This is a genomic window from Arthrobacter sp. H35-D1 (assembly GCF_030063185.1).
Classification (GTDB): Bacteria; Actinomycetota; Actinomycetes; order Actinomycetales; family Micrococcaceae; genus Specibacter.
In genome coordinates this window covers 108470-126884 of the sequence record NZ_JASISP010000002.1, presented here as the reverse complement: position 1 = coordinate 126884, position 18415 = coordinate 108470, and the positions used below count along the sequence as shown (strand labels likewise).

The window sequence follows — 18415 nt, the reverse complement described above, 5'->3', positions numbered from 1 at the left end:
CAATAGCCGATCGGGACGGGCCCAATCGCCGTCGGGATGTGAAAGGAGTGCCACCAACCTCTGCAACCAGCAACCCTGGAAATGCTCGGCTAGTAACCGCGAAAGCGGCGAAACAAGGGATCGATCGCTTCCGGATCCATGTTGAGCAGCCCGGCCACTTGTTCAATCATGACTTCGTGCACCAGCTCACGCACCTGTCCTGCCGTGTCGCACAAGTCCTCCACCGGGTGCCGGTAGATGGCGATGACGGGCGCTTGTGCCGGTGAGTCTGCTGTGGCCGCAACTGCCTGGCTGAACTTGCCCAAGGGGGCTGGTCCGCCGGAGGCGATGAGGTCCTCCAGCTGCCCCGGGACTTCCTCCACCAGGTATTCGGCGCGGGCGAGCGCTTCGGGCCACAGTTCGCGCAGCCGCTCGGCCGAATCCACCACCAGTTCCTCGAACTTCTCGCTTCGAGTCCGGAACGCCGGCAGCGATGCCGGCAAAAGGGGTCCGCGCATCCCGCGTCCATGCCTGTCTCGGTGCCGGTCCCAGAACTGGCGCGAAGGTGTCAGCACGTCCTTCTCTTCATCCGAAATCGCCGGATGCAAAGCAATGATGAGCGAAGGAAGGCTGTTTCCGGACTTGTTCTCCATCAATTCACTGTAGGCCCGGGGCCAGCCAAGGGGAAATATCGCGTCCGTAAGGGTAGTCTTGGGAATCGTGGGAACCCTTCGTCAATGCACAAGATCAGCCTGCCGTGAAGCGGCCGTGGCGACTTTGACGTATGTCTACGCGGATTCAACGGCTGTTTTGGGTCCGCTGGCGACTTTTGCCGAACCCCATTGCTACGATTTGTGTGCCAAGCACTCGGCCAGGCTGACCGTCCCCCGAGGGTGGGAAGTGATCCATTTGGCCCGATCGGACAAGCCGCCCGCACCAGGCCCGGATGATCTGCTGGCGTTGGCCGATGCCGTGCGGGAGGCCGCCAACGCCGACCCCGCCAAGGACTCGCATCCGGCACGGCGCGAATTCCAGGGCAGTCTTGAACCGCCGGCCCCCGTGCCCGGCAGCAGCCCCGCCGCCGGCAGGCGTGGCCACCTGCGCGTGCTGCGCGACTAATTCCGCAGCATTTTGACCCAACTTGGGGACTCGAGGGAAAGGGAAGAGCATGGCGAAGATTAGTGAAAACCTGCTGGCAGTGCTGCGGTGCCCCGTGACCGGCTCCAGGCTGGTCCAAGACGGCGAGGCGCTCGTGAGCATGGACGCCGGGCCCGACGGCGGACCCTTGCGTTACGCCGTCGATGAAGGCATTGTGTTGTTGTTGCGTCCGGAACAAATCACCGGCTAGGCCCCTCCGCTTCCTGCCGGGCGCCACCCGGTTTCAGCCCCGACATCCAAGGACATTCCCCATGAGTGCATCAGCGACCCTGTCCCCGTCCGACTACAAAGTTGCCGACATCTCCCTGGCCGCCGCCGGCCGCCACCAGATCCGCCTAGCTGAATTTGAGATGCCGGGCCTGATGAGCTTGCGCGCCGAATACGCTGCCACCCAGCCGCTGCGGGGCGCCCGCATCGCCGGCTCGCTCCACATGACGGTCCAGACGGCCGTCCTGATAGAAACCCTGACGGCGCTCGGTGCAGAAGTTCGCTGGGCTTCCTGCAATATTTTCTCCACCCAGGATGAAGCTGCCGCAGCCATTGTGGTGGGGAGTGGCACACCAGAGCACCCCGCCGGCGTGCCCGTCTTCGCCTGGAAGGGCGAAACCCTGGAAGAGTACTGGTGGACGACCCAGCAGATTCTCAGCTGGCCCGGCGCCGATATGGACCCCGACGGGCCTTCCCGGGGACTTTCCACCGGGCCCTCCCAGGGGGCTTCGAGTCGGGGACCCAACATGATCCTTGACGACGGCGGCGACGCCACCATGCTTATTCATAAGGGCGTCGCCTATGAAGGCGCCGGCGCAGTCCCGGCCACCGCGGAGGACGAATCCGAGGAAGGCGCCGTCTTCCTGCAGCTCCTGCGCGACTCCCTCGCCGCAGACCCGCACAAGTGGACGCGCATTGCCGCGGGCATTCACGGTGTCACCGAGGAAACCACCACCGGGGTGCACCGGCTGTACCAGCTGGCAGCCGAAGGCAAACTGCTATTCCCCGCCATCAACGTCAACGACTCCGTGACCAAGTCCAAGTTCGACAACAAGTACGGCATCCGCCACTCCCTCCCCGACGGCATCATGCGCGCCACCGACGTGCTCATCGGCGGGAAGGTCGCCGTCGTCTGCGGTTACGGCGACGTGGGCAAGGGCTCGGCCGAGGCACTGCGCGGCCAAGGCGCCCGCGTCATCATCACCGAGATCGACCCCATCTGCGCCCTGCAGGCCGCCATGGACGGCTACCAGGTGGCCAGGTTGGATTCCGTCCTCGAGCAGGGCGACATCTTCATCACCGCCACTGGCGGCAGGGACATCATCATGGCAGCGGACATGCTCACGATGAAGAACAAGGCCATCGTGGGCAACATTGGGCACTTTGACAATGAAATCGACATGGCCGGCCTGGCAAGGGTCGACGGCGTGGCGAAGGTGGAGATCAAGGCGCAAGTTCATGAGTGGGTGTTCGACGCCGGGACGGGCGCCGAACGCTCCATCATCGTCCTGTCCGAGGGCCGCCTGCTGAACTTGGGCAACGCCACGGGCCACCCCTCCTTCGTCATGAGCAACTCCTTCACCAACCAGGTCATCGCGCAGCTTGAAATCTTCACAAAGAAGGACCAGACGCAGCCCGAATACGCCAAGGACGTGTACGTGCTGCCGAAGATTCTGGATGAGAAGGTGGCCCGTCTGCACCTGGACGCCCTCGGTGTTGAGCTGACGGTGCTCACCGACCACCAGGCGGCCTACTTGGACCTTGATCCTGCCGGTCCGTACAAGCCCGCCTACTACCGCTATTAACCACCGCTATTAACGGCCGGCGAAGCCGGGGGAGGAAACGCATGAACGAGCGTTGGGAGCGCATTGGGGATTGCGTGCGCAGGCGGCGGGCTGAAAACCCCGGGCCCATGACCCTTGACGGAACGAACTCGTATGTTCTGGCAGCCCCCGGCGCGCCCGGCGTGGTGGTGGTGGACCCCGGCCCTGCGCTGGAGCCGCATCTGGCTGAATTGGCGGCTGCCGGTGCCGTGGAATTGATTCTCATCACCCACCACCACGGCGACCACACCGACGGCAGTGCCTCCCTGCACCAGCTCACCGGGGCTCCTGTCCGTGCGGCCCTGGCTGCTTTTTGCCATGCCGGCGAGTCCCTGTCCGACGGCGAAACCATCCACTCTGCCGGGCTCGCCATCACTGTCCTGGCCACGCCGGGGCACACCAGCGACTCCGTGTGTTTCGCCGTTGCCCCGCTGGTCCCGCTGGTCCCGCTGGTCCCGCTGGTCCCGCTGGTCCCGCTGGTCCCGCTGGTCCCGCTGGTCCCGCTGGTCCCGCTGGTCCCGCTGGTCCCGCTGGTCCCGCAGGCGCAGCTGGCCGGGCACTTTGTGCTGACGGGGGATACGATCCTTGGCAGCGGCAGCACTGTCATTTGCTACCCCGACGGGCGGCTGGGGGACTACCTTGGGTCGTTGGCAGCCTTGCGCAGCCGGGGACTTGAACACGGCACCGCCGGCAACCCCGTTCCCGCACTGCCCGGGCACGGGCCGGTGCTGGCAGACCTGGCCAAGGCGGCCGAAGCCTATGCCGAGCACAGGGGGGAACGGATCGCCCAGGTGCGCTCCGCCGTCGAACGCCTGAAGACGGAAAGCGGCACAATCCCGTCGGTGCAGGCCGTGGCGGAACGGGTCTACCCGGAGGTGCCGGCGAATCTCCGGGCCGCCGCGGAATTGAATGTCGAAGCGCAGCTGGACTATCTGCGCAACGGCGGGAGCCCGGACCTGTAACAGCGCAGGACAGTGCGGGACAGGGGCGGCATCGAATTGCAACCCTGTGCAACAGTCCGGTCTCGTTCATTGCCCACGCACAGCAAAACACCATACGTTGGATAAACATGCCGTAAAATAGTTGGTTGGCGCACCAGGCGCCACTGTTGAGGATTGTTGCACGGGTCCACTGAATGGGGAGTTTGCATGGCTGAGTTGAACGAGACGCAGAAGCCCCGCCGCGGCTGGAAAATTGCGTTGATCACTCTCATCGCACTGGTTGTTGCCGGCGGCGGAGTAGGTGTTGCGGTGGCCAATTCGTGGCTGCCCGGGACCTCCACCGCGGCAGGGCAGGACTCGCCGTCGAGTTCGGACAGTGCCGGGCCGAGCGCTCCGGAGACGACCCCCGCCCCTCCCGTTGCGGAGGTGCCGGCCGTGCTGACCCTGAATCCGGCCACCGGCACGACCTTTGTGAACCCGACCAAGCCGGTTGTTGCCACGGTGGAGCACGGCAAGATGTCCAATGTGGTCTTGAAGGAAACAGCCACCGGTGCCGTCAGCGACGGAAAGCTCTCCGACGACGGCGGCACGTGGACGGCGACGACGCCACTGAAATTTGATACGGCATACACCCTTGACGTCACCGCCGTCGACTCGGTGGGGGCCCAGCAGCACAAGGCCAGCACCTTCACGACAGTTCCGGCATCGCACGAGGCCGACGCCGCCATGTACCCGGGTGCCGACGCCACCGTGGGTGTGGCCCAGCCGCTGGAGTTCAATTTCAGCGAACCGGTCGCGAACAAGGAAGCCGTGGAAAAGGCCATCACGATCACCAGCAGCACCGGCCAGCCGGGTGCCTTCCGCTGGTACTCGGACACCAAGGTGCGCTACCGCACCGCTGATTACTGGCCGGCCAACTCAGTGGTCAACGTGGACATGAAGCTCTTCGGCATGGACATTGGCAACGGCATGATCGGCAACTTCAACAAGAGCTACAACGTCAACATCGGCGACAAAGTTGTCATGGAGGCTGATGCGGCCGCCCTGAGCGTGAGTATCCTTGTCAACGACCAGGTGGCTCGCACCTTCCCGGCAACCATGGGCGATGAGGCGTTCCCGTCGGCGTCCGGCTATATGGTGCTCACGGCGGACAAGCAGCGCTACGCCACGTTCAAGGCCTCAAGCATTGGGCTGAAGCCCGGCGACCCGGGCGACTACGGTTCCGTTGACGTGGAATACGCCACCCGTCTTTCCAACAGCGGCATCTTCATCCACCAGGCCACCAAATCCGCCATGCCGTACCTGGGTACAACGAATCTTTCGCACGGCTGCATCGGCCTGTCTGCGGAGGGAGCCGGCTGGGTGTTTGAGAACATGCGCCCGGGCGACATTGTCCACACCGTGGGCACGCCCAACGAGACGATCGCTCCCACCGACGGATTCGGCGACTGGAACATCCCCTTCGAGCAGTACGCCTCGCGCTAGAACGCTTCCCGGCTGTGTCCTTCCTGTTTAGGTCTGGGGAGTGCCCGCCAGCCCTGTGCTGTAGGCGAAGACCACCAGTTGTGCGCGGTCGTGCGCGCCGGTCTTGACCATCGCCCTGGTGACATGCGTTTTCGCAGTGGCTGGACTGAGGAACAGCCCGTTGGCGATATCTGCGTTGCTCAGACCCGCCCCGACCAGCGCAACGATCTCTTTTTCGCGTGCGGTCAACAAAGCCAGCTTTTTTGTGTGCTGGACATCCGGATGCGGGCGGGACACGAATTGGTTGATGAGCCGCCGCGTGACGCGCGGTGCCAGCAGAGCCTCGCCGGCGGCGACAACATGGACCGCCCGTCGCAGTTCCGCAGGCTCCATGTCTTTGAGCAAAAAGCCGCTGGCCCCGGCGCGAAGGGCCTCATATACGGCAGAATCGAGTTCGTAGGCCGTGACGACAAGCACCTTCGTCCCGGCAAGCTCCGGGCGTGCGGTGAGCATCCAGGTTGCTGAGATCCAGTCGAGTTCCGGCATCCGGATGTCCATGATCACGACGTCGGGCCGCAGCCTTTGCACGAGTTCGACGGCGGTTTTGCCGTTGGCTGCCGCACCGACAACAGCGATGCCGCCGTCACGTTCGAGAATCGCACGGAAACCCTCGAGGATGAGGGGCTGGTCGTCGGCGAGAACAACGCGGATCGTCATGGTGCCGCCAACGGAATCGTGGCGGTGACAAGGAACCCGCCACCGCTCCGTGCCTCCCGCGGTGACCGTGCCACCGACCGCCTCGACCCGCTCATGCATGCCGAGAAGGCCAAGGCGCCGGCCTTCCGTCCTGCCGCGCCGGCCTTCCGTCCTGCCGCGCCGGCCTTCCGTCCTGCCGCGCCGGCCTTCCGTCCTGCCGCGCCGGCCTTCCGTCCTGCCGCGCCGGCCTTCCGTCCTGCCGTCCGGCCTTCCGTCCTGCCGTCCGGGTGTTGGCGGTTCGCCCCGCCCATCGTCGGCAACGCTGATGCACAGCCGGTCGCCGTCGGCTCGCACCACGAGCGCAGCATGGCGTGCTTGCGCATGAAGGATGACATTCGTCAACGCCTCCTACACCACACGGTAGGTGGTCAGCTCGATAAACGCCGTCATGCCGGATTCGGGCACCACCAGTTCGGTTCCCACGTGCCGGCCCAGACGGCGGGCATGCTCAACAAGATCCCCGATCTTTGCCAACCCCGGCTGCGGCGCCAGCGGCTGGCCGGGATGGTCCTCGTCGCGAAGCAGCGCAAGGGTGCGCCGCGGTTCCGGAAGCACCCGCCGGGCCAGCGTGCGCACCTGCGCGATCGCTGCACGCGCCTGCTCAGGGGCGCCGTCGAACGCGTCAAGGGCAACACCGCTCTGGACCGAGATGGCAGAAACAGTATGTGCTAGGGCATCGTGCAATTCGCGTGCCGTGCCCAGCCGTTCCTCAGCCAAGCGTTCGCGCAACCGCACCCGCTCGGCTTCAAGCGCACGCACATTTCCCCGGCGTGCCTGGCCTGCGACCGCCCCCAGCACGACGGCGGCGAGCATTCCCACCCCCGGGCCCAGGATGGCAAACTAATACCAGTGCACCGAGGCCGGAGGCAGGGAAGTAGTGACCTGCCACGCGAGAATCAAGGCGATCCCGGTCAGGAACCTGCCCATCGCCAGGTCCGTGGCCGCGATGAAGTACAAGGCCGCGAACAGCGCCAGCGCCGCACCGGGGTAACCGAGGAAGTGGTAGACCACAACGAGCACCACGATGGTGATTCCGCCTTCAACGGGTCGCGTGCGTCGGATCAGGAGAACGGAGGACGCCCCAACACCGAGCAAGTAGGCTCCCGGTGGCCACGGGACGGGCGGGGTTGCTCCGGCGACCTCGAAGGCGACTCCGGCCGAGACCACGAGAGCCATCGCCGCGACGAGTCCAAGATCGGCTCGCAGCTGCGCCACGCGATTCGGTGTGCGTACCTTTCGGGCCGCGATGTTCATGTGGCAAGTCTATCCGTGCCCGCGGCGCTTGGATCCGGTGCCAAACTTGGATCCGTGGCCAGGCCTGGATCCGTCGCTGGGCCGGTCGCAGCGCGTGCTCCCATCCTCCGGGCCGGGCGCAGGTACGCGATGAGCACCAGCACGGCCAACCCGGCCGTCCACCCGAGCAGGTTGAGCACGCTGGCCACGTCCGGCAGCTCGCCCGCAGCGATGGCCCACCCCAGCTTGGCCAGATGGTAGGTGGGCAGCCAATACGCAACGTTCAGCATGGTGGCCGCGGGAAGAACGGACGGCGGGACCCATAGCCCGCCGAGCGCCGACATCGCCATGTTGAGCCCGTAACTGAGCGGATACGCGAAGTCGGCACCCACGGCAAAGCCGAGTGCGATCCCGAGTGCCGCGAACGGGATGCTTCCAAGCCAGATGGCCACCACCAAGGCCACCCACTGGCCCATTGAAAGCTGCACGCCTTTCACGACGGCGGCCGTCACACAAACCAGAATGACCGCGGGAAGCGCCGTGGCGACGCTCGCCACGACCTTGGAACCGAGCGCCGAAGCGGCCGACAGCGGCATGGCGCGCACTTGCTCGAGCCAGCCGATCTGCCGTTCTTCGGCAATGCGCGGTCCCGTTGTTGAAATCACGGCCCAGATGGCGCCGTAGGCGGCCATGGCCACCATGATCTCCACCATAATCTCCACCGTGCCCGGAAGCTGGCCCGGTGCAGTGTGCCCGCCGCCGAACAGGGTGCCGAACAGGGTGGCGAACAACAGGTAGAAGCCGATCGGCGCGCCGACCGCGAGTGCCAGGTATTTCGGATCGCGCAGCATCCGAACTATTTCAAGACGAAGAAAATAGGTGGTCATCACGACTGGAAATTGTGGTGTGGGTGCCCGTGTTCTCCGCCGCGGAATGCGCGGTGGCGGCGCTGACGGTGGCGGCACTGCCGGTCAGGGCAAGGAAGGATTCGTCAAGGCTCGGCGGGCTGACGTTGATGCCGTGCCAGTCCTGCAAGCCGCCAACGACCGCAGCGACCAACGCATCCGGGGCCGTGGTCTTGATTCTCACGCGGTCCCCGCGCACCTGGACGTCGGACACGCCGTCGAACCTGCCGATCCAGTCGGTGCTGCCCGTCAGAAACACCTGGACAACGCTGACGCCGGTTTGCGTCCGAATTCGGGCAGGCGTGTCGTCTGCGATGACACGGCCGGAGGCCAGCAAGACCACGCGTTCAGCGTTGTTGTCCACTTCGTCGAGGTAGTGGCTGGCGAAAAGCAGCGTGCGGCTCTTGGCGGCGAAGGCGCGCATGGTCTCCCAGAACTCGGCACGGCCGCGGACGTCCATGGCCCGGGTGGGTTCGTCGAGGATCAGGATCTCGGGATTCGCCACGACGGCCAGTGCGAATCGGAGCCGTTGCGACTGGCCGCCTGAGAGTTTGTCCACGCGTCTGCTGCGTTCGGAGGTGAGTCCGGCGACTTCCAGTGCCTCCGCGCAGGGCAGCGGGTTCGGGTAGAGCCGCTCTCCGAACCGCACGAGTTCGGCAACCCGCACGCCGGGCATCATGCCGGAATCCTGCAGCATTGCTGCAATCCGTCCTCCGGCCACGGCTGCGCGGGGTGTGTGGCCTGCCACTCTGACCCTTCCGGTATCCGGGAGGACAAGACCCAGCATCATGCCGATGGCCGTCGACTTTCCGGCCCCGTTGGGTCCCGGCAGCGCGACGGTTTCACCGCAGCGGACCTCAAGGTCCAGTGGGTGCACGGAAGGGTGCCGTGCATAGCTCTTGGCGGCCGCCTGCATGCTGACAGCCATCTCGCACTGAGGCGATCCAGCGGTTGTTGTCTTCATAATTTGAGTATCGACCGTGCTGCGCTTCCAATCGTCGTCCGGGGGCTGTATCCGGGTACCGCAGCCGGGGTATTTCGCGGGCCGGCGCAACTGGAGCAGCCTGTTCCGGACCAACGGTGAAGTACTCCAACCCCGCGACCAACCTTGCTACCGAAAACGAGGCTGCACAGGTCCCGCAATCGCTCCCCCTGCGGGAACAGTCCTTCCTCTGCCAATATTTTTCGATCAGGACAGTCAAGGTCAGTCAGGGTTCGCACTGCTGGTCATTGTCGCGCTGCTGGTAGTTGTATCTGCGGTGCTGCCAAGGCAAGTCATTGACAGGCGACTGGTCGGTGACCGGATCGAGGTGGTCCTCCACGATGACGAAGGCAAATGGCGGCATGGCCGTGCCACAGGCGGGCCTGCTCATCCGAGCTTCCAGCCTTACCACTCGCAGATCCGTATACCCAGTGGTGACCCGCTCGAGCTGAAGGTGGGTGAGCTTGGCGAGGACACCGGGCAGCACCCGACTCTGAATCGTATTTGGTACTTGACCCTTCGGGTGCACATAGTCCTGCTGCTCACTGATCCTTGACAAAGATCCTTGGCAAACCATGTTGCTGCCGGCGTGATCTTGGAAAAACTCGGGCAATGCCAGTTGAGGTTGTCCGCAAATCGTGGACGGTGGGTCAGCCAGCTTACGCATCGGCCGCCCTCTCCCAACGAAGTTGGGACTTCCAAGTCTTTAGGAGGGCTTGCCCATGGGAAGGCCGGCTGAACTTCCCGTAGGCAGGGAGTTCCACTTGCTTTTTCGGGCTGAGCAGGCGCTTCCGACGTACCTGTGAGTCAGCTGACCAGCGAGTCAGTTGGTGGTTTCAGTCGAAAAGGGACCAAGTTCCCCGTGGTCCCGTGGGGAGTCGGTGCACGCGCGATCCTTCATGCATCGAAACTGGTGACCGCGAGTGGTGTTCGCTGCATAACCCGATCCAATTCTCTGCGGAAAGCGACGTGCCGCGGGTACCTGGTGCTCCAATCCTGCAACCATGCGCGGCCGGAGGCACCGCCGCGGGCCAGTGCCAGCGCCTCTGCTCCGTGGAGCAACCATTCGGCGGCTTTCGCATAGCGGCCCCGTTGTTTGTTTGAGACGATGTCATCGACCTGGCGCCCCATCTGCTTGAGGGCAACATCCAGCCTGAAGCTCAATGCTGCGGAGGTGGCGGTTTCGGAGGAAATTTGCGTGCTCAATAATTGAGCCAATGTTGGTATTCCCCCATCACTGCGAACCACAGCGTCGTGCGGTTCGCTGGAGAATGGCCAGGAATGCCCACCGACGGTGTTCAAGTATTCAATCAACCCAGTCTTGGAAGACTCGGGATGGGTCAGTCCACCGCAACCGGAGATGAGCAGATACGGTACCAAAATGGTACTGGACAGTTCGTCCAGATGGTGTTCCGGTGGCTGCGCCAATAGATGCGTGGCCTGCTCGACTTCTCCGGCCAGGAGCATGAGGGACGTGTAGAGCGACTGCCCCAGGCCTGAACGCTGTTCTCGGGATTCGAAGGCAGCAAGTTCTTCGGCCATGACCTGGGTGGGACCAGTTGTCTGAGCCGCCGCATAATGGAGGGCCAACAGCCGTGCAAGGTTCGGCCGGGCACGCCAAGCCAGACGCCGTGCTTCAAGGACTACGGTTGGGTCACCGGCGCTGAGCTCGGCCAGTTCCCCGGCCGTTTCAGCCCGAACCACAGCAGTTGCTCCAGCGGTGGCCAGCGCTTCACGGGCGGCATCCGCGGCCTCGGTGATTCGCCCGGCGGCGCGCAATGCTTGTACCCAGTCAAGATAGAAGGATCCCTGGGCAGATCCAGTTTGGCGTGCCAGTGTGCCCAGCCCGTCAATTCCTTCACCCAGCTGGATTGCTTCGACCAACAAATTATGTGCTGGTCGGTCGTGGCGTTCCAAGGCCCGCAGTTCATCGATCCATGAGGAGAGGAACTGTTCGAACTCGGGCAGTTCTGGCAGCCTGCATTCGCGGACCGCCCCCAGGGTTGGCGCAGCGTAGGGTGTGGGGAGGCTGAGCCACGCGGTGATTAACTCACTCGCGCGCTCTGGAAGCGCCGTGGTTTCGTAGACGGTGCGAAGGTATCGGCTCATGGCTTCGTCCAATTCGACGCCTATCATCGACAATGCTGGTTCGGAGCCGCAGAAGGTTCCTACCTCTTCATCGAGTTCCAGCGCATCGAAGAGCTTGCCGTAGATGGCTCTGGCTAGACCGAGCCGTCCGGAGTGGAACGTATCATTCGCGGCGGCGAAGTAGTCCTCCATTTCGTCCACCCATGATTCGTCACCGAAGGAACGTTCGTCATGGATCTCTCCATCCCACCCAAACCCCTGGAAGTAGGCGCCGCTTTCGACACGCTCGACGAAATCGTCAATCTCTTCAAGTAACTGGTCGTGTTCAATCGGCCAGGACAGGTCCGGGACAGGCTGCTGATTGTCGGCCATTTCGTTCACGATGTCCGGTTCGCTGGGCTGACCGACGGAGAAGCTGTTTAGGAAAGATCCACGCTCGGACGCTGCCAACCGTTCCGCATGGTTGAACAGCGCTTGACGGATCACTTCGGGTGACATCTGTTCCAGCTGGCGATGCAGGTCGGTGAGGAATTTGTGAAGGGTGGCCGGGTTTTCAGTCATGGTTGGCATCCTCGCCTGGAACATAGGGGATGAGTCCATCTTCGAAGATGCGACGTTGTATTTCCACTGGAAGCCGGCGTACATCCACGGGCATTCCATCGATGAGGACCATCCAAGTGAGTGGATTGCTTTCTTGTATCTTTTTGCTGGTGAATTCGAGATCAAATCGGTCGAGCTTGATCAGATCACGGAGCAACTTGGCCTTGTTGGCCATCGTGGTTTTCTTGACTCCGAGCAAGTCACTAAGTTGGTCGGCGCTCAAGTGCATTGCCTCAGCAGGGTCAAACAGAAAGTTAAGCTGGCCGACCGCATAGAGCACGCCGCCCGCCCAAATGCGAACGTCGCCGCGAATCAGAGGGGTAGGACGTTTGCGAGCCAACTTCCCGATGACCCGACGGCACAGTTGGGCATACTCCGTATCCAGGTGTTCCAGACAAACTTTGTCGGTGATGGCCATGATCTCCGACGCATAGGGGCGCACGCTGTGCGGCATCTTCGGATCATCCAACGGTTCCACAGGGCCTCCTGATCGAGCGGGTTCTCGCCACATCGTCATTGTGGCCTGCAACCAAACGTTACACGTGATGCCCCTGAGATTCAGGAATCCTCGTCAAGCTGCTCCATGGTGCCAGCTGCCACAGGTCAATGGGTCTATTGGTCCAAAGCTCCAATGGAATCTCCGTCTGGATGAGTCACTAGGTGGCTGGTGCCGAAGGGCCTTTTGTGTGGTGCCGTTGCTGAAGAGGGACGATTTGAGGAGGGGGTGAGGCTGTTGGCTTTTGCCTGGTATTGGGGTCCGCAGCGGGCACCTCGGGGTCGATACGGCACTCCCGATGCACCGCATAAATCGGGCTCTCAGGCACCAGCCCATGACAATACTCAGCCGTGCCTCACAGCGAATCACCCTGGGTAGGCGCCAGAGCCAACGTCATCAATCAATCCAGAATTCTTAGGAATCCATCCATCTAAATTTCCCCAAAAACCAAACGCAAGCCCAGACACCGACACACCATTTGATGAAAAACACCAGCCACCTAGTACATCAACTAACTTGAGACTGCGTCACTTTAGCTGAGTCAACTCGCAGCGGAACAATCAATATCTGCTGATCGGCCATCGGCGCGTGCTGCTGTTTGACTCAGGTTCGGGCGGCGCAGCATCTTCTCCTCGGCGCCGCACCGTGGAGCTGACGGCCATGCCCGGCCACGGACCATCCGGCAGTGTGCCTGACTACCTGAACAGCACAGTGAAGGTGCGCGAGTTGGCCGGGGGAGCACGCATCTTCAGCGGCCATGACAGCCAGCTGGTGGAGCTTGGCCTAGTGCCCGCCCACGCCGTGGCGTTCAAGCTGGCTGCGCACGGCGGCTGCCCGCTGCGCCGACGCCGTCAGGCGCTTGAATTCACGCTCCCGCCGTTCAGCCATCAACGATGACAGGAACACGGACGCGTCGGTGCCGGGGGCAGGCAGCGGGGCAACATACTGGCTGGCTTCTCCGGCCAGTTCCAGCCCGAGGGCATGGCGCGAAGCGGGGGCCATGGCGGCCCCCTGGCCCAGGAACAAGGAGATGCGCCGGGCCAGCGGGTCCGGCAGCCGGCCAATGTCGGCCAACGCAGCCCAAGGCGCCAGTTGCGGTGCCACGGACACCTGCAGCGGCTTCACTTTCGGGGCTCGGTCCCGGATGGCGTAGGTGCCGGCGAGCATGTCGCCCAGGCGCTTGGATTTCTCGTTGAACAAGGACACCAGGCAGGCCACCGAACCCAGCGTCATGTAAATCTCCAACACTGCCAGCAAGGCCCGGATCATGGCATGGCGAAAACGGATGGATCCGCCGTCGTCCCGCACAATCCGCAGGCCCATGGCCAACTTTCCCAGCGACTTCCCCCGGCTCAGGGTCTCGACGGTGATGGGCACAATGACCAGCAGCGCCACGAGCGCAACCACCAGGATGGCCCGGACGGCGGCAAAATCCACCACAAACGGCACCGCGGCCAGGAGCAGGAACAGTCCAAGGCCCACCACCAGCGTGGCCGTGACGTCGATGGCCGTGGCGAGGGAGCGGGCGGCGAAGGAGGCGGGGCGAAGCTCCAGGACTACGGCTTCACCGGTGATGATCGCGGACATTAAAACAGTCTATCCACGCCCCAGCGCAGAGCCGGCCTTCGAAAGCGAACATGTCCGCGAAACGGCGGATGCCGCCGCACGCTGCCGGGCCGTCGGGCGCTATGCTGGGGCGGATGGACATGGACGCTTTTACAACAGTGCACGGCCCCCAATGGGCGCGGCTGGATGTGCTTGCCAAGAAGCGGCGGCTGAACGGGGCCGAGGCCGACGAGCTCCTTGAGCTCTACCAAAGCGTCTCTGCACAGCTGTCGCTGATTCGTTCGGTGGCGGCGGAGAGCCAGCTCTCGGCGTCGCTCTCGGCCACCCTTGCCAACGCGCGAACCCGGTTCACGGGCGCCAAATCCAACTTCTTCGTTGACACGGCGCGCTTCTTTGTGATTTCGCTGCCCGCCGCGTTTTACCGGATTCGGTGGCTGACGGTCATTGTGGGCGCCGTCTTTGTCCTCATTGCCACCTTGTTCGGGGCGTGGACTGCAGGGAACCCGGGGGTGCTGGCCGCGATGGGCAGCGACGCGCAACTGCAGCAGCTCGTCGAGCAGGACTTTGTGGGCTATTACTCGGAAAACCCGGCCGCCTCCTTTGCCGGCGCCGTCTGGACCAACAACGCCTGGATTGCGGCCCAATGCGTGGCTTTCGGGATCACCGGCGTGTTCGTGCCGTACGCCGTCTTCTCCAACGCCCAGGGGGTGGGCATGACGGCCGGGGTCATGTTCGCCTATGACCGCGGCGACGTGTTTTTCAGCTATATCCTCCCGCACGGACTGATGGAATTGACAGCCATTTTCATTGCCGCAGCGGCCGGCCTGCGCATCTTTTGGGCGTGGGTGAGCCCGGGTCCGCAGACGCGGCTGAATTCCCTGGCCAAGGAGGGCCGATCCCTCATGACAGTTGCCGCCGGGCTGGTGTTGGTCCTGTTTGTCTCCGGCCTGGTCGAGGCGTACGTGACGCCCAGCCCGCTGCCCACCTGGGCCAAGATCAGCATTGGTGCGCTGGTTCTCGCCGCGTATTGGACCTACACCCTGGTGCTGGGCGGCCGGGCGGTGCGGGCCGGTGAGAGCGGGGACCTGGGCGCGGACGACGCCGGAGCCTCCGTCCGCTCGGCCTGAGACTGCCGCTCGGAGCTGCTTGGGGGACAGCCCGTGGCTGGGGTATTCCCGCCTGCCCCTCCCGCTGAAGCAGGCAAAGGAGCAGTATGGGGTGATGGGCCAAGACCATCAGGATTTGCCGAAACCGCCGCCGCACCCCTGGCGCCGCTTTGTCGCCATGGGAGATTCCTTCACAGAAGGCCTGGATGATCCCGAGCCGCTGAACCCGGGCGGCTACCGCGGCTGGGCGGACCGTGTTGCCGAGGAGCTGAGCGTCGGTGTTCCCGGCTTCGCCTATGCGAATCTGGCCGTCCGAGGACAGCTGCTGCACGAGGTTGTCGAGACGCAGTTGGGGCCGGCTCTCACGCTGAAGCCGGATCTGGTGTCCATCCAGGCAGGGGGGAACGATCTTTTGCACCCGCGTGCGGACCCTGACAAGCTGGCGGGAATCTTGGAAAGAGCGGTGGAGATATTGCGCTTTCAGGGTGTGGCAGTGGTGATCTTTGTGGGGCCGGACTCGGGCCGTTCCACGGTGCTGGGGCAATTTCGCACGAAGATTGCCGTGTACAACGAAAATTTGCGCAGCATTGCCGAACAGAATGACGCCGTGATTGCGGACATGTGGGCCATGACTGAACTGCACGACCCCCGGATGTGGAGCCCCGACAGGCTGCATCCCTCGTCGATGGGCCACCACGCCGTGGCCACCATGGTGCTTGAAACGCTCAATGTGCCCCACACGCTGCGCCCGAACCTGCCCAAGCCGCTGCCGGAGAGGAGCTGGCGTGAAGCCCGGGAGGAGGACCTGCTATGGGCCCGCGAGTACCTTGTGCCCTATGTTTTGCGCAGTATTCGGCACGAACCGGCGAACGGCGGATTCGGTGCCAAACGCCCGGTCCCGGCACCTTGGGACACCACGCCGCCCACCTCGTCTTCGCCGATCGTTGAGGAACAGCGTCCGGAGCGGATCTTCGGCAATGCCGTCCCGCCCGAAGGAGGTCCCGCCTGAAGCTTTTCCCGTCTGGCCCGCTGTGCCGCGGGACGTTCCGGTGCCACGGAACTGGCGGGATCCGGTGACATTTTGGCATCGACTCGGGGTGGCAGCGCCCGGTCGCGGCAGCTGCCCGGTATCCTTTCGAATTGTGAGCGAGAATTCAAAAACCCAGGACTCAGCCAACAGCGCTGCCCAGGCGCCGTCCCCTTCGGAGGCTGGCGCCGGGGCCGAGGCCCCCGCTGACGGCATTGCTGCGCCCCAAACCGTTGCGGAGCCGGAGAGTCTCGATCCTGCCCCGAGGATCAAGCTGGATGCCGCTGCCGACGACGAGCCCATGCGCCCGGCCGGTCGGCTGCCCCGGCTGCCCAGCGACGAGGAAATCGCCGCCTCGCTGGCCAAAAGTGTCAGCGAGGCCGACGAAGCAGGCCCCGTAGACGACGGCGCTCCCGTCGAGGAGGCGCTGGTCGAGGCTCCCGCGGCCCGCCCGTCGGCCGAGGAAGTGGCCAGGCGCCAAGCCGCCATGGAGCGGGCGGCCAACACCAAACCGGTGCTGACCCGCGTCTTCCAGGTGCTCATTGCCGTGTTTTATCCGATCGTTTTGCTAGTCCTGTCGATCCGGCTCGTGACGTCCTCGGTGTTTTTGTGGGTTGAGTACCATCGTCCCGGCTTTCCTGCGGACTCCTTCGGGTTCACCACCGAAGACAGGGTCACCTACGGCTCGTACACGGTGGATTACTTGCTGAATTTTGCTCCGGCACGCTACTTGGGCGGCCTTGTCAACACGCTGGGCAAGCCGCTGTTCCTTGAGCGGGAAGTGGGCCACATGGCCGATGTCAAGGCAGTGATCGTCATGGCTTTCCTGACCGGTCTTGTGCTGGCCATCGTCATGGTGATCGGCATGGTGTATTTGCGCCGACGCAGCCACGGTGGGATCCGCCGGGGGCTCTTCGCCGGTTCAATCGCCACCCTGGCCTTGATCATTGGGCTGGGAGTGCTGGCCGTGCTGGGTTGGGAGGCGTTCTTCACCGAGTTCCACAGGATCTTCTTCGCCGACGGCACCTGGACGTTCTACACGGACGACACCTTGATCCGGCTGTTCCCCAGCCAGTTCTGGACGGACTCCGGCCTGTTCATCGGCGTCTTTGTGCTGGTGGTCTCCTCCCTGACGTTGGCCTTCACCTGGCCCACCAAGGACCGCCGCCAAGCTGTTGCGAAGGCCAAGCACCCGGGTCGCCGCGCTGCAGCTGGGTAGCAGCGTATCCATGTCTCCACGGGAATTGATCGCCGCCTTCTGGGCCGGATCCGCGAGTAAGAATTTTTTGACTGGTGTTTTTTGACTGGGGCATGTTAAAGCGAACAGGTGCCGTCTTTGGCGGGAAAATAGGGGTTAGCAGACCAATAATTTCCAGCAGAAAAGGGGCACCTGTTCGATGGCAAGTTTACATGGCAAGAAACGTGGCAAGAAGTCGGACACGCGGGCGAGGAAGCGGGCCCGGGCACGCCGGGTGCGTATCGGTGCCCCGGATCCGCGGCTGACGCCGGCGGCCGGGATCGAGGCGCTCCGGGAAGTGGACCGGGTCCTGGGCGTCACGGCGGCTCTGGATGCGGGCATCGGGGCGGTGAAGAAACGCAACCGTGACCTGACCGGCGGCGAACTGCTCGTCTCAATGGCCTCGGCACAGCTGGCCGGGGAAGACTTTTTGGTGGGTTTGGACCGGCGCCGGGCCGATGCGGCCGGCTAGGATCTGGAACCGGTGCCGACCCCGGCCTCCACGACCGCGGCAGGGATTGCCAAACGCTTCGGCGACGACCAGCTCCGCGGGAGCGGGACGGGCATCGGGACGATCAACACCGCCAGGGTCTCCCTGCTGCCGCTGGTGCGCCGGAACTCCTTGTTGGAGGTCGCCACGATCGATGGGGACTCGACCGACGTGGAAGTGTACGGGCGGACCAAGCAAAAGGCCACACACGCGTACACCGGGGCGCTGACGCTGCGCTCCCATATCGGGTTCTGGGCCGAGGCCGGGGTGGCGGTGGCGGCGGAGTTGATGGGCGGGACCGAAGACCCCCGGACCAACGCCGTGGATATCCTGGACCGCTCGATTGCCGCACTGCCCCAAGGTGTGGAGAAGATCCAGTGCCGCTGGGATGGGCGGCTACTTCGCCGCCGAACTCGCCGCCGCCTGTGCGAAGCGCGGGGTCGACTTCGCGATCGGGGTCAAGCGCACCGCGAAGGTCATGGCTGCCGCCCAAGGACTGGGCCGGTACACCTGGGTGGCGGCTGTGGGCATGGACGACACCCCCCGAACTCGCAATCATTGACTACCTGCCCGGTC

Annotated in this window: 20 protein-coding genes; 10 read left to right on the top strand and 10 right to left on the bottom strand. The window is 64.0% G+C overall.

The features are described from left to right. Positions 1-89 precede the first annotated feature (89 nt). Positions 90-632: a metallopeptidase family protein gene (locus QMG25_RS03950; protein WP_283457472.1), complete on the bottom strand. Its 543-nt coding sequence runs from the start codon at positions 630-632 to the stop codon at positions 90-92. A 67-nt stretch (positions 633-699) separates the two neighbouring features. Here QMG25_RS03950 and QMG25_RS03945 point away from each other — a divergent pair, with 67 nt between their 5' ends. From QMG25_RS03945 to QMG25_RS03925, 5 genes are all read left to right on the top strand, one after another. Beyond that, complete coding sequence (locus tag QMG25_RS03945) at positions 700-1098, top strand: DUF3499 domain-containing protein (protein WP_283457471.1); 399 nt, start codon at positions 700-702, stop codon at positions 1096-1098. A 49-nt stretch (positions 1099-1147) separates the two neighbouring features. Then, the gene (locus QMG25_RS03940; RefSeq protein WP_283457470.1) at positions 1148-1327 is read left to right on the top strand and encodes a hypothetical protein; all 180 of its coding nucleotides are present in this window, start codon (positions 1148-1150) and stop codon (positions 1325-1327) included. Between the two features lie 61 nt (positions 1328-1388). Continuing rightward, positions 1389-2930: an adenosylhomocysteinase gene (gene ahcY / locus QMG25_RS03935; RefSeq protein WP_283457469.1), complete on the top strand. Its 1542-nt coding sequence runs from the start codon at positions 1389-1391 to the stop codon at positions 2928-2930. A gap of 41 nt (positions 2931-2971) precedes the next feature. After that, positions 2972-3910 carry an MBL fold metallo-hydrolase gene (locus QMG25_RS03930; protein WP_283457468.1) on the top strand — a complete coding sequence of 313 codons (939 nt, stop codon included), beginning with the start codon at positions 2972-2974 and terminating at the stop codon, positions 3908-3910. Positions 3911-4096: 186 nt separating this feature from the next. Next, positions 4097-5374 carry a L,D-transpeptidase gene (locus tag QMG25_RS03925; protein ID WP_283457467.1) on the top strand — a complete coding sequence of 426 codons (1278 nt, stop codon included), beginning with the start codon at positions 4097-4099 and terminating at the stop codon, positions 5372-5374. 27 nt (positions 5375-5401) lie between these two features. Here the strand turns inward: QMG25_RS03925 and QMG25_RS20425 are convergent, their stop codons facing one another. The 9 genes from QMG25_RS20425 to QMG25_RS03880 form a co-directional block, all read right to left on the bottom strand. Further along, complete coding sequence (locus QMG25_RS20425; RefSeq protein WP_349307106.1) at positions 5402-6451, bottom strand: response regulator; 1050 nt, start codon at positions 6449-6451, stop codon at positions 5402-5404. A gap of 6 nt (positions 6452-6457) precedes the next feature. Further along, positions 6458-6922 (bottom strand): histidine kinase, encoded by a 465-nt coding sequence (locus tag QMG25_RS03915; protein WP_283457466.1) that lies wholly within the window; start codon positions 6920-6922, stop codon positions 6458-6460. Positions 6923-6949: 27 nt separating this feature from the next. Then, entirely contained in the window at positions 6950-7363 is a 414-nt protein-coding gene (locus QMG25_RS03910; protein ID WP_283457465.1) for a hypothetical protein, read from the bottom strand. Then, positions 7360-8229, bottom strand: coding sequence for an ABC transporter permease (locus tag QMG25_RS03905; protein WP_283457916.1), 870 nt, complete (start codon positions 8227-8229; stop codon positions 7360-7362). The genes QMG25_RS03910 and QMG25_RS03905 overlap by 4 nt, the downstream gene beginning before the upstream one ends. Continuing rightward, positions 8204-9211, bottom strand: coding sequence for an ABC transporter ATP-binding protein (locus QMG25_RS03900; RefSeq protein ID WP_283457464.1), 1008 nt, complete (start codon positions 9209-9211; stop codon positions 8204-8206). The genes QMG25_RS03905 and QMG25_RS03900 overlap by 26 nt, the downstream gene beginning before the upstream one ends. 244 nt (positions 9212-9455) lie before the next feature. After that, positions 9456-9788, bottom strand: a complete 333-nt coding sequence (locus tag QMG25_RS03895) for a hypothetical protein (protein ID WP_283457463.1) — start codon at positions 9786-9788, stop codon at positions 9456-9458. Between the two features lie 338 nt (positions 9789-10126). Next, on the bottom strand, positions 10127-11878 hold the full coding sequence (locus QMG25_RS03890) for a hypothetical protein (RefSeq protein WP_283457462.1): 1752 nt from the start codon (positions 11876-11878) through the stop codon (positions 10127-10129). Further along, positions 11871-12395, bottom strand: coding sequence for a DUF6398 domain-containing protein (locus QMG25_RS03885; protein WP_283457461.1), 525 nt, complete (start codon positions 12393-12395; stop codon positions 11871-11873). Before QMG25_RS03885 ends, QMG25_RS03890 begins: the two co-directional genes overlap by 8 nt. 801 nt (positions 12396-13196) lie before the next feature. Then, positions 13197-14000, bottom strand: a complete 804-nt coding sequence (locus QMG25_RS03880) for an RDD family protein (protein ID WP_283457460.1) — start codon at positions 13998-14000, stop codon at positions 13197-13199. A 113-nt stretch (positions 14001-14113) separates the two neighbouring features. On the opposite strand from QMG25_RS03880, the gene QMG25_RS03875 reads away from it, so the two are divergent. From QMG25_RS03875 to QMG25_RS03855, 5 genes are all read left to right on the top strand, one after another. Continuing rightward, positions 14114-15106 (top strand): stage II sporulation protein M, encoded by a 993-nt coding sequence (locus tag QMG25_RS03875; RefSeq protein ID WP_283457459.1) that lies wholly within the window; start codon positions 14114-14116, stop codon positions 15104-15106. Between the two features lie 94 nt (positions 15107-15200). Continuing rightward, the gene (locus tag QMG25_RS03870) at positions 15201-16094 is read left to right on the top strand and encodes an SGNH/GDSL hydrolase family protein (RefSeq protein WP_283457458.1); all 894 of its coding nucleotides are present in this window, start codon (positions 15201-15203) and stop codon (positions 16092-16094) included. 133 nt (positions 16095-16227) lie between these two features. Next, complete coding sequence (locus QMG25_RS03865; protein WP_283457457.1) at positions 16228-17331, top strand: TIGR01906 family membrane protein; 1104 nt, start codon at positions 16228-16230, stop codon at positions 17329-17331. Between the two features lie 178 nt (positions 17332-17509). Beyond that, positions 17510-17821 (top strand): hypothetical protein, encoded by a 312-nt coding sequence (locus QMG25_RS03860; protein ID WP_283457456.1) that lies wholly within the window; start codon positions 17510-17512, stop codon positions 17819-17821. Between the two features lie 379 nt (positions 17822-18200). After that, on the top strand, positions 18201-18401 hold the full coding sequence (locus tag QMG25_RS03855) for a hypothetical protein (RefSeq protein ID WP_283457455.1): 201 nt from the start codon (positions 18201-18203) through the stop codon (positions 18399-18401). The last annotated feature ends 14 nt before the right edge of the window (positions 18402-18415 follow it).

Coding starts and splice junctions, on each gene's coding strand:
- QMG25_RS03950 (WP_283457472.1), bottom strand. CDS start 632: ATGGAGAACAAGTCCGGAAACAGCCTTCCTTCGCTCATCATTGCTTTG.
- QMG25_RS03940 (WP_283457470.1), top strand. CDS start 1,148: ATGGCGAAGATTAGTGAAAACCTGCTGGCAGTGCTGCGGTGCCCCGTG.
- ahcY (WP_283457469.1), top strand. CDS start 1,389: ATGAGTGCATCAGCGACCCTGTCCCCGTCCGACTACAAAGTTGCCGAC.
- QMG25_RS03930 (WP_283457468.1), top strand. CDS start 2,972: ATGAACGAGCGTTGGGAGCGCATTGGGGATTGCGTGCGCAGGCGGCGG.
- QMG25_RS03925 (WP_283457467.1), top strand. CDS start 4,097: ATGGCTGAGTTGAACGAGACGCAGAAGCCCCGCCGCGGCTGGAAAATT.
- QMG25_RS03915 (WP_283457466.1), bottom strand. CDS start 6,922: ATGCTCGCCGCCGTCGTGCTGGGGGCGGTCGCAGGCCAGGCACGCCGG.
- QMG25_RS03910 (WP_283457465.1), bottom strand. CDS start 7,363: ATGAACATCGCGGCCCGAAAGGTACGCACACCGAATCGCGTGGCGCAG.
- QMG25_RS03905 (WP_283457916.1), bottom strand. CDS start 8,229: ATGACCACCTATTTTCTTCGTCTTGAAATAGTTCGGATGCTGCGCGAT.
- QMG25_RS03900 (WP_283457464.1), bottom strand. CDS start 9,211: ATGAAGACAACAACCGCTGGATCGCCTCAGTGCGAGATGGCTGTCAGC.
- QMG25_RS03890 (WP_283457462.1), bottom strand. CDS start 11,878: ATGACTGAAAACCCGGCCACCCTTCACAAATTCCTCACCGACCTGCAT.
- QMG25_RS03880 (WP_283457460.1), bottom strand. CDS start 14,000: ATGTCCGCGATCATCACCGGTGAAGCCGTAGTCCTGGAGCTTCGCCCC.
- QMG25_RS03875 (WP_283457459.1), top strand. CDS start 14,114: ATGGACATGGACGCTTTTACAACAGTGCACGGCCCCCAATGGGCGCGG.
- QMG25_RS03870 (WP_283457458.1), top strand. CDS start 15,201: ATGGGCCAAGACCATCAGGATTTGCCGAAACCGCCGCCGCACCCCTGG.
- QMG25_RS03860 (WP_283457456.1), top strand. CDS start 17,510: ATGGCAAGTTTACATGGCAAGAAACGTGGCAAGAAGTCGGACACGCGG.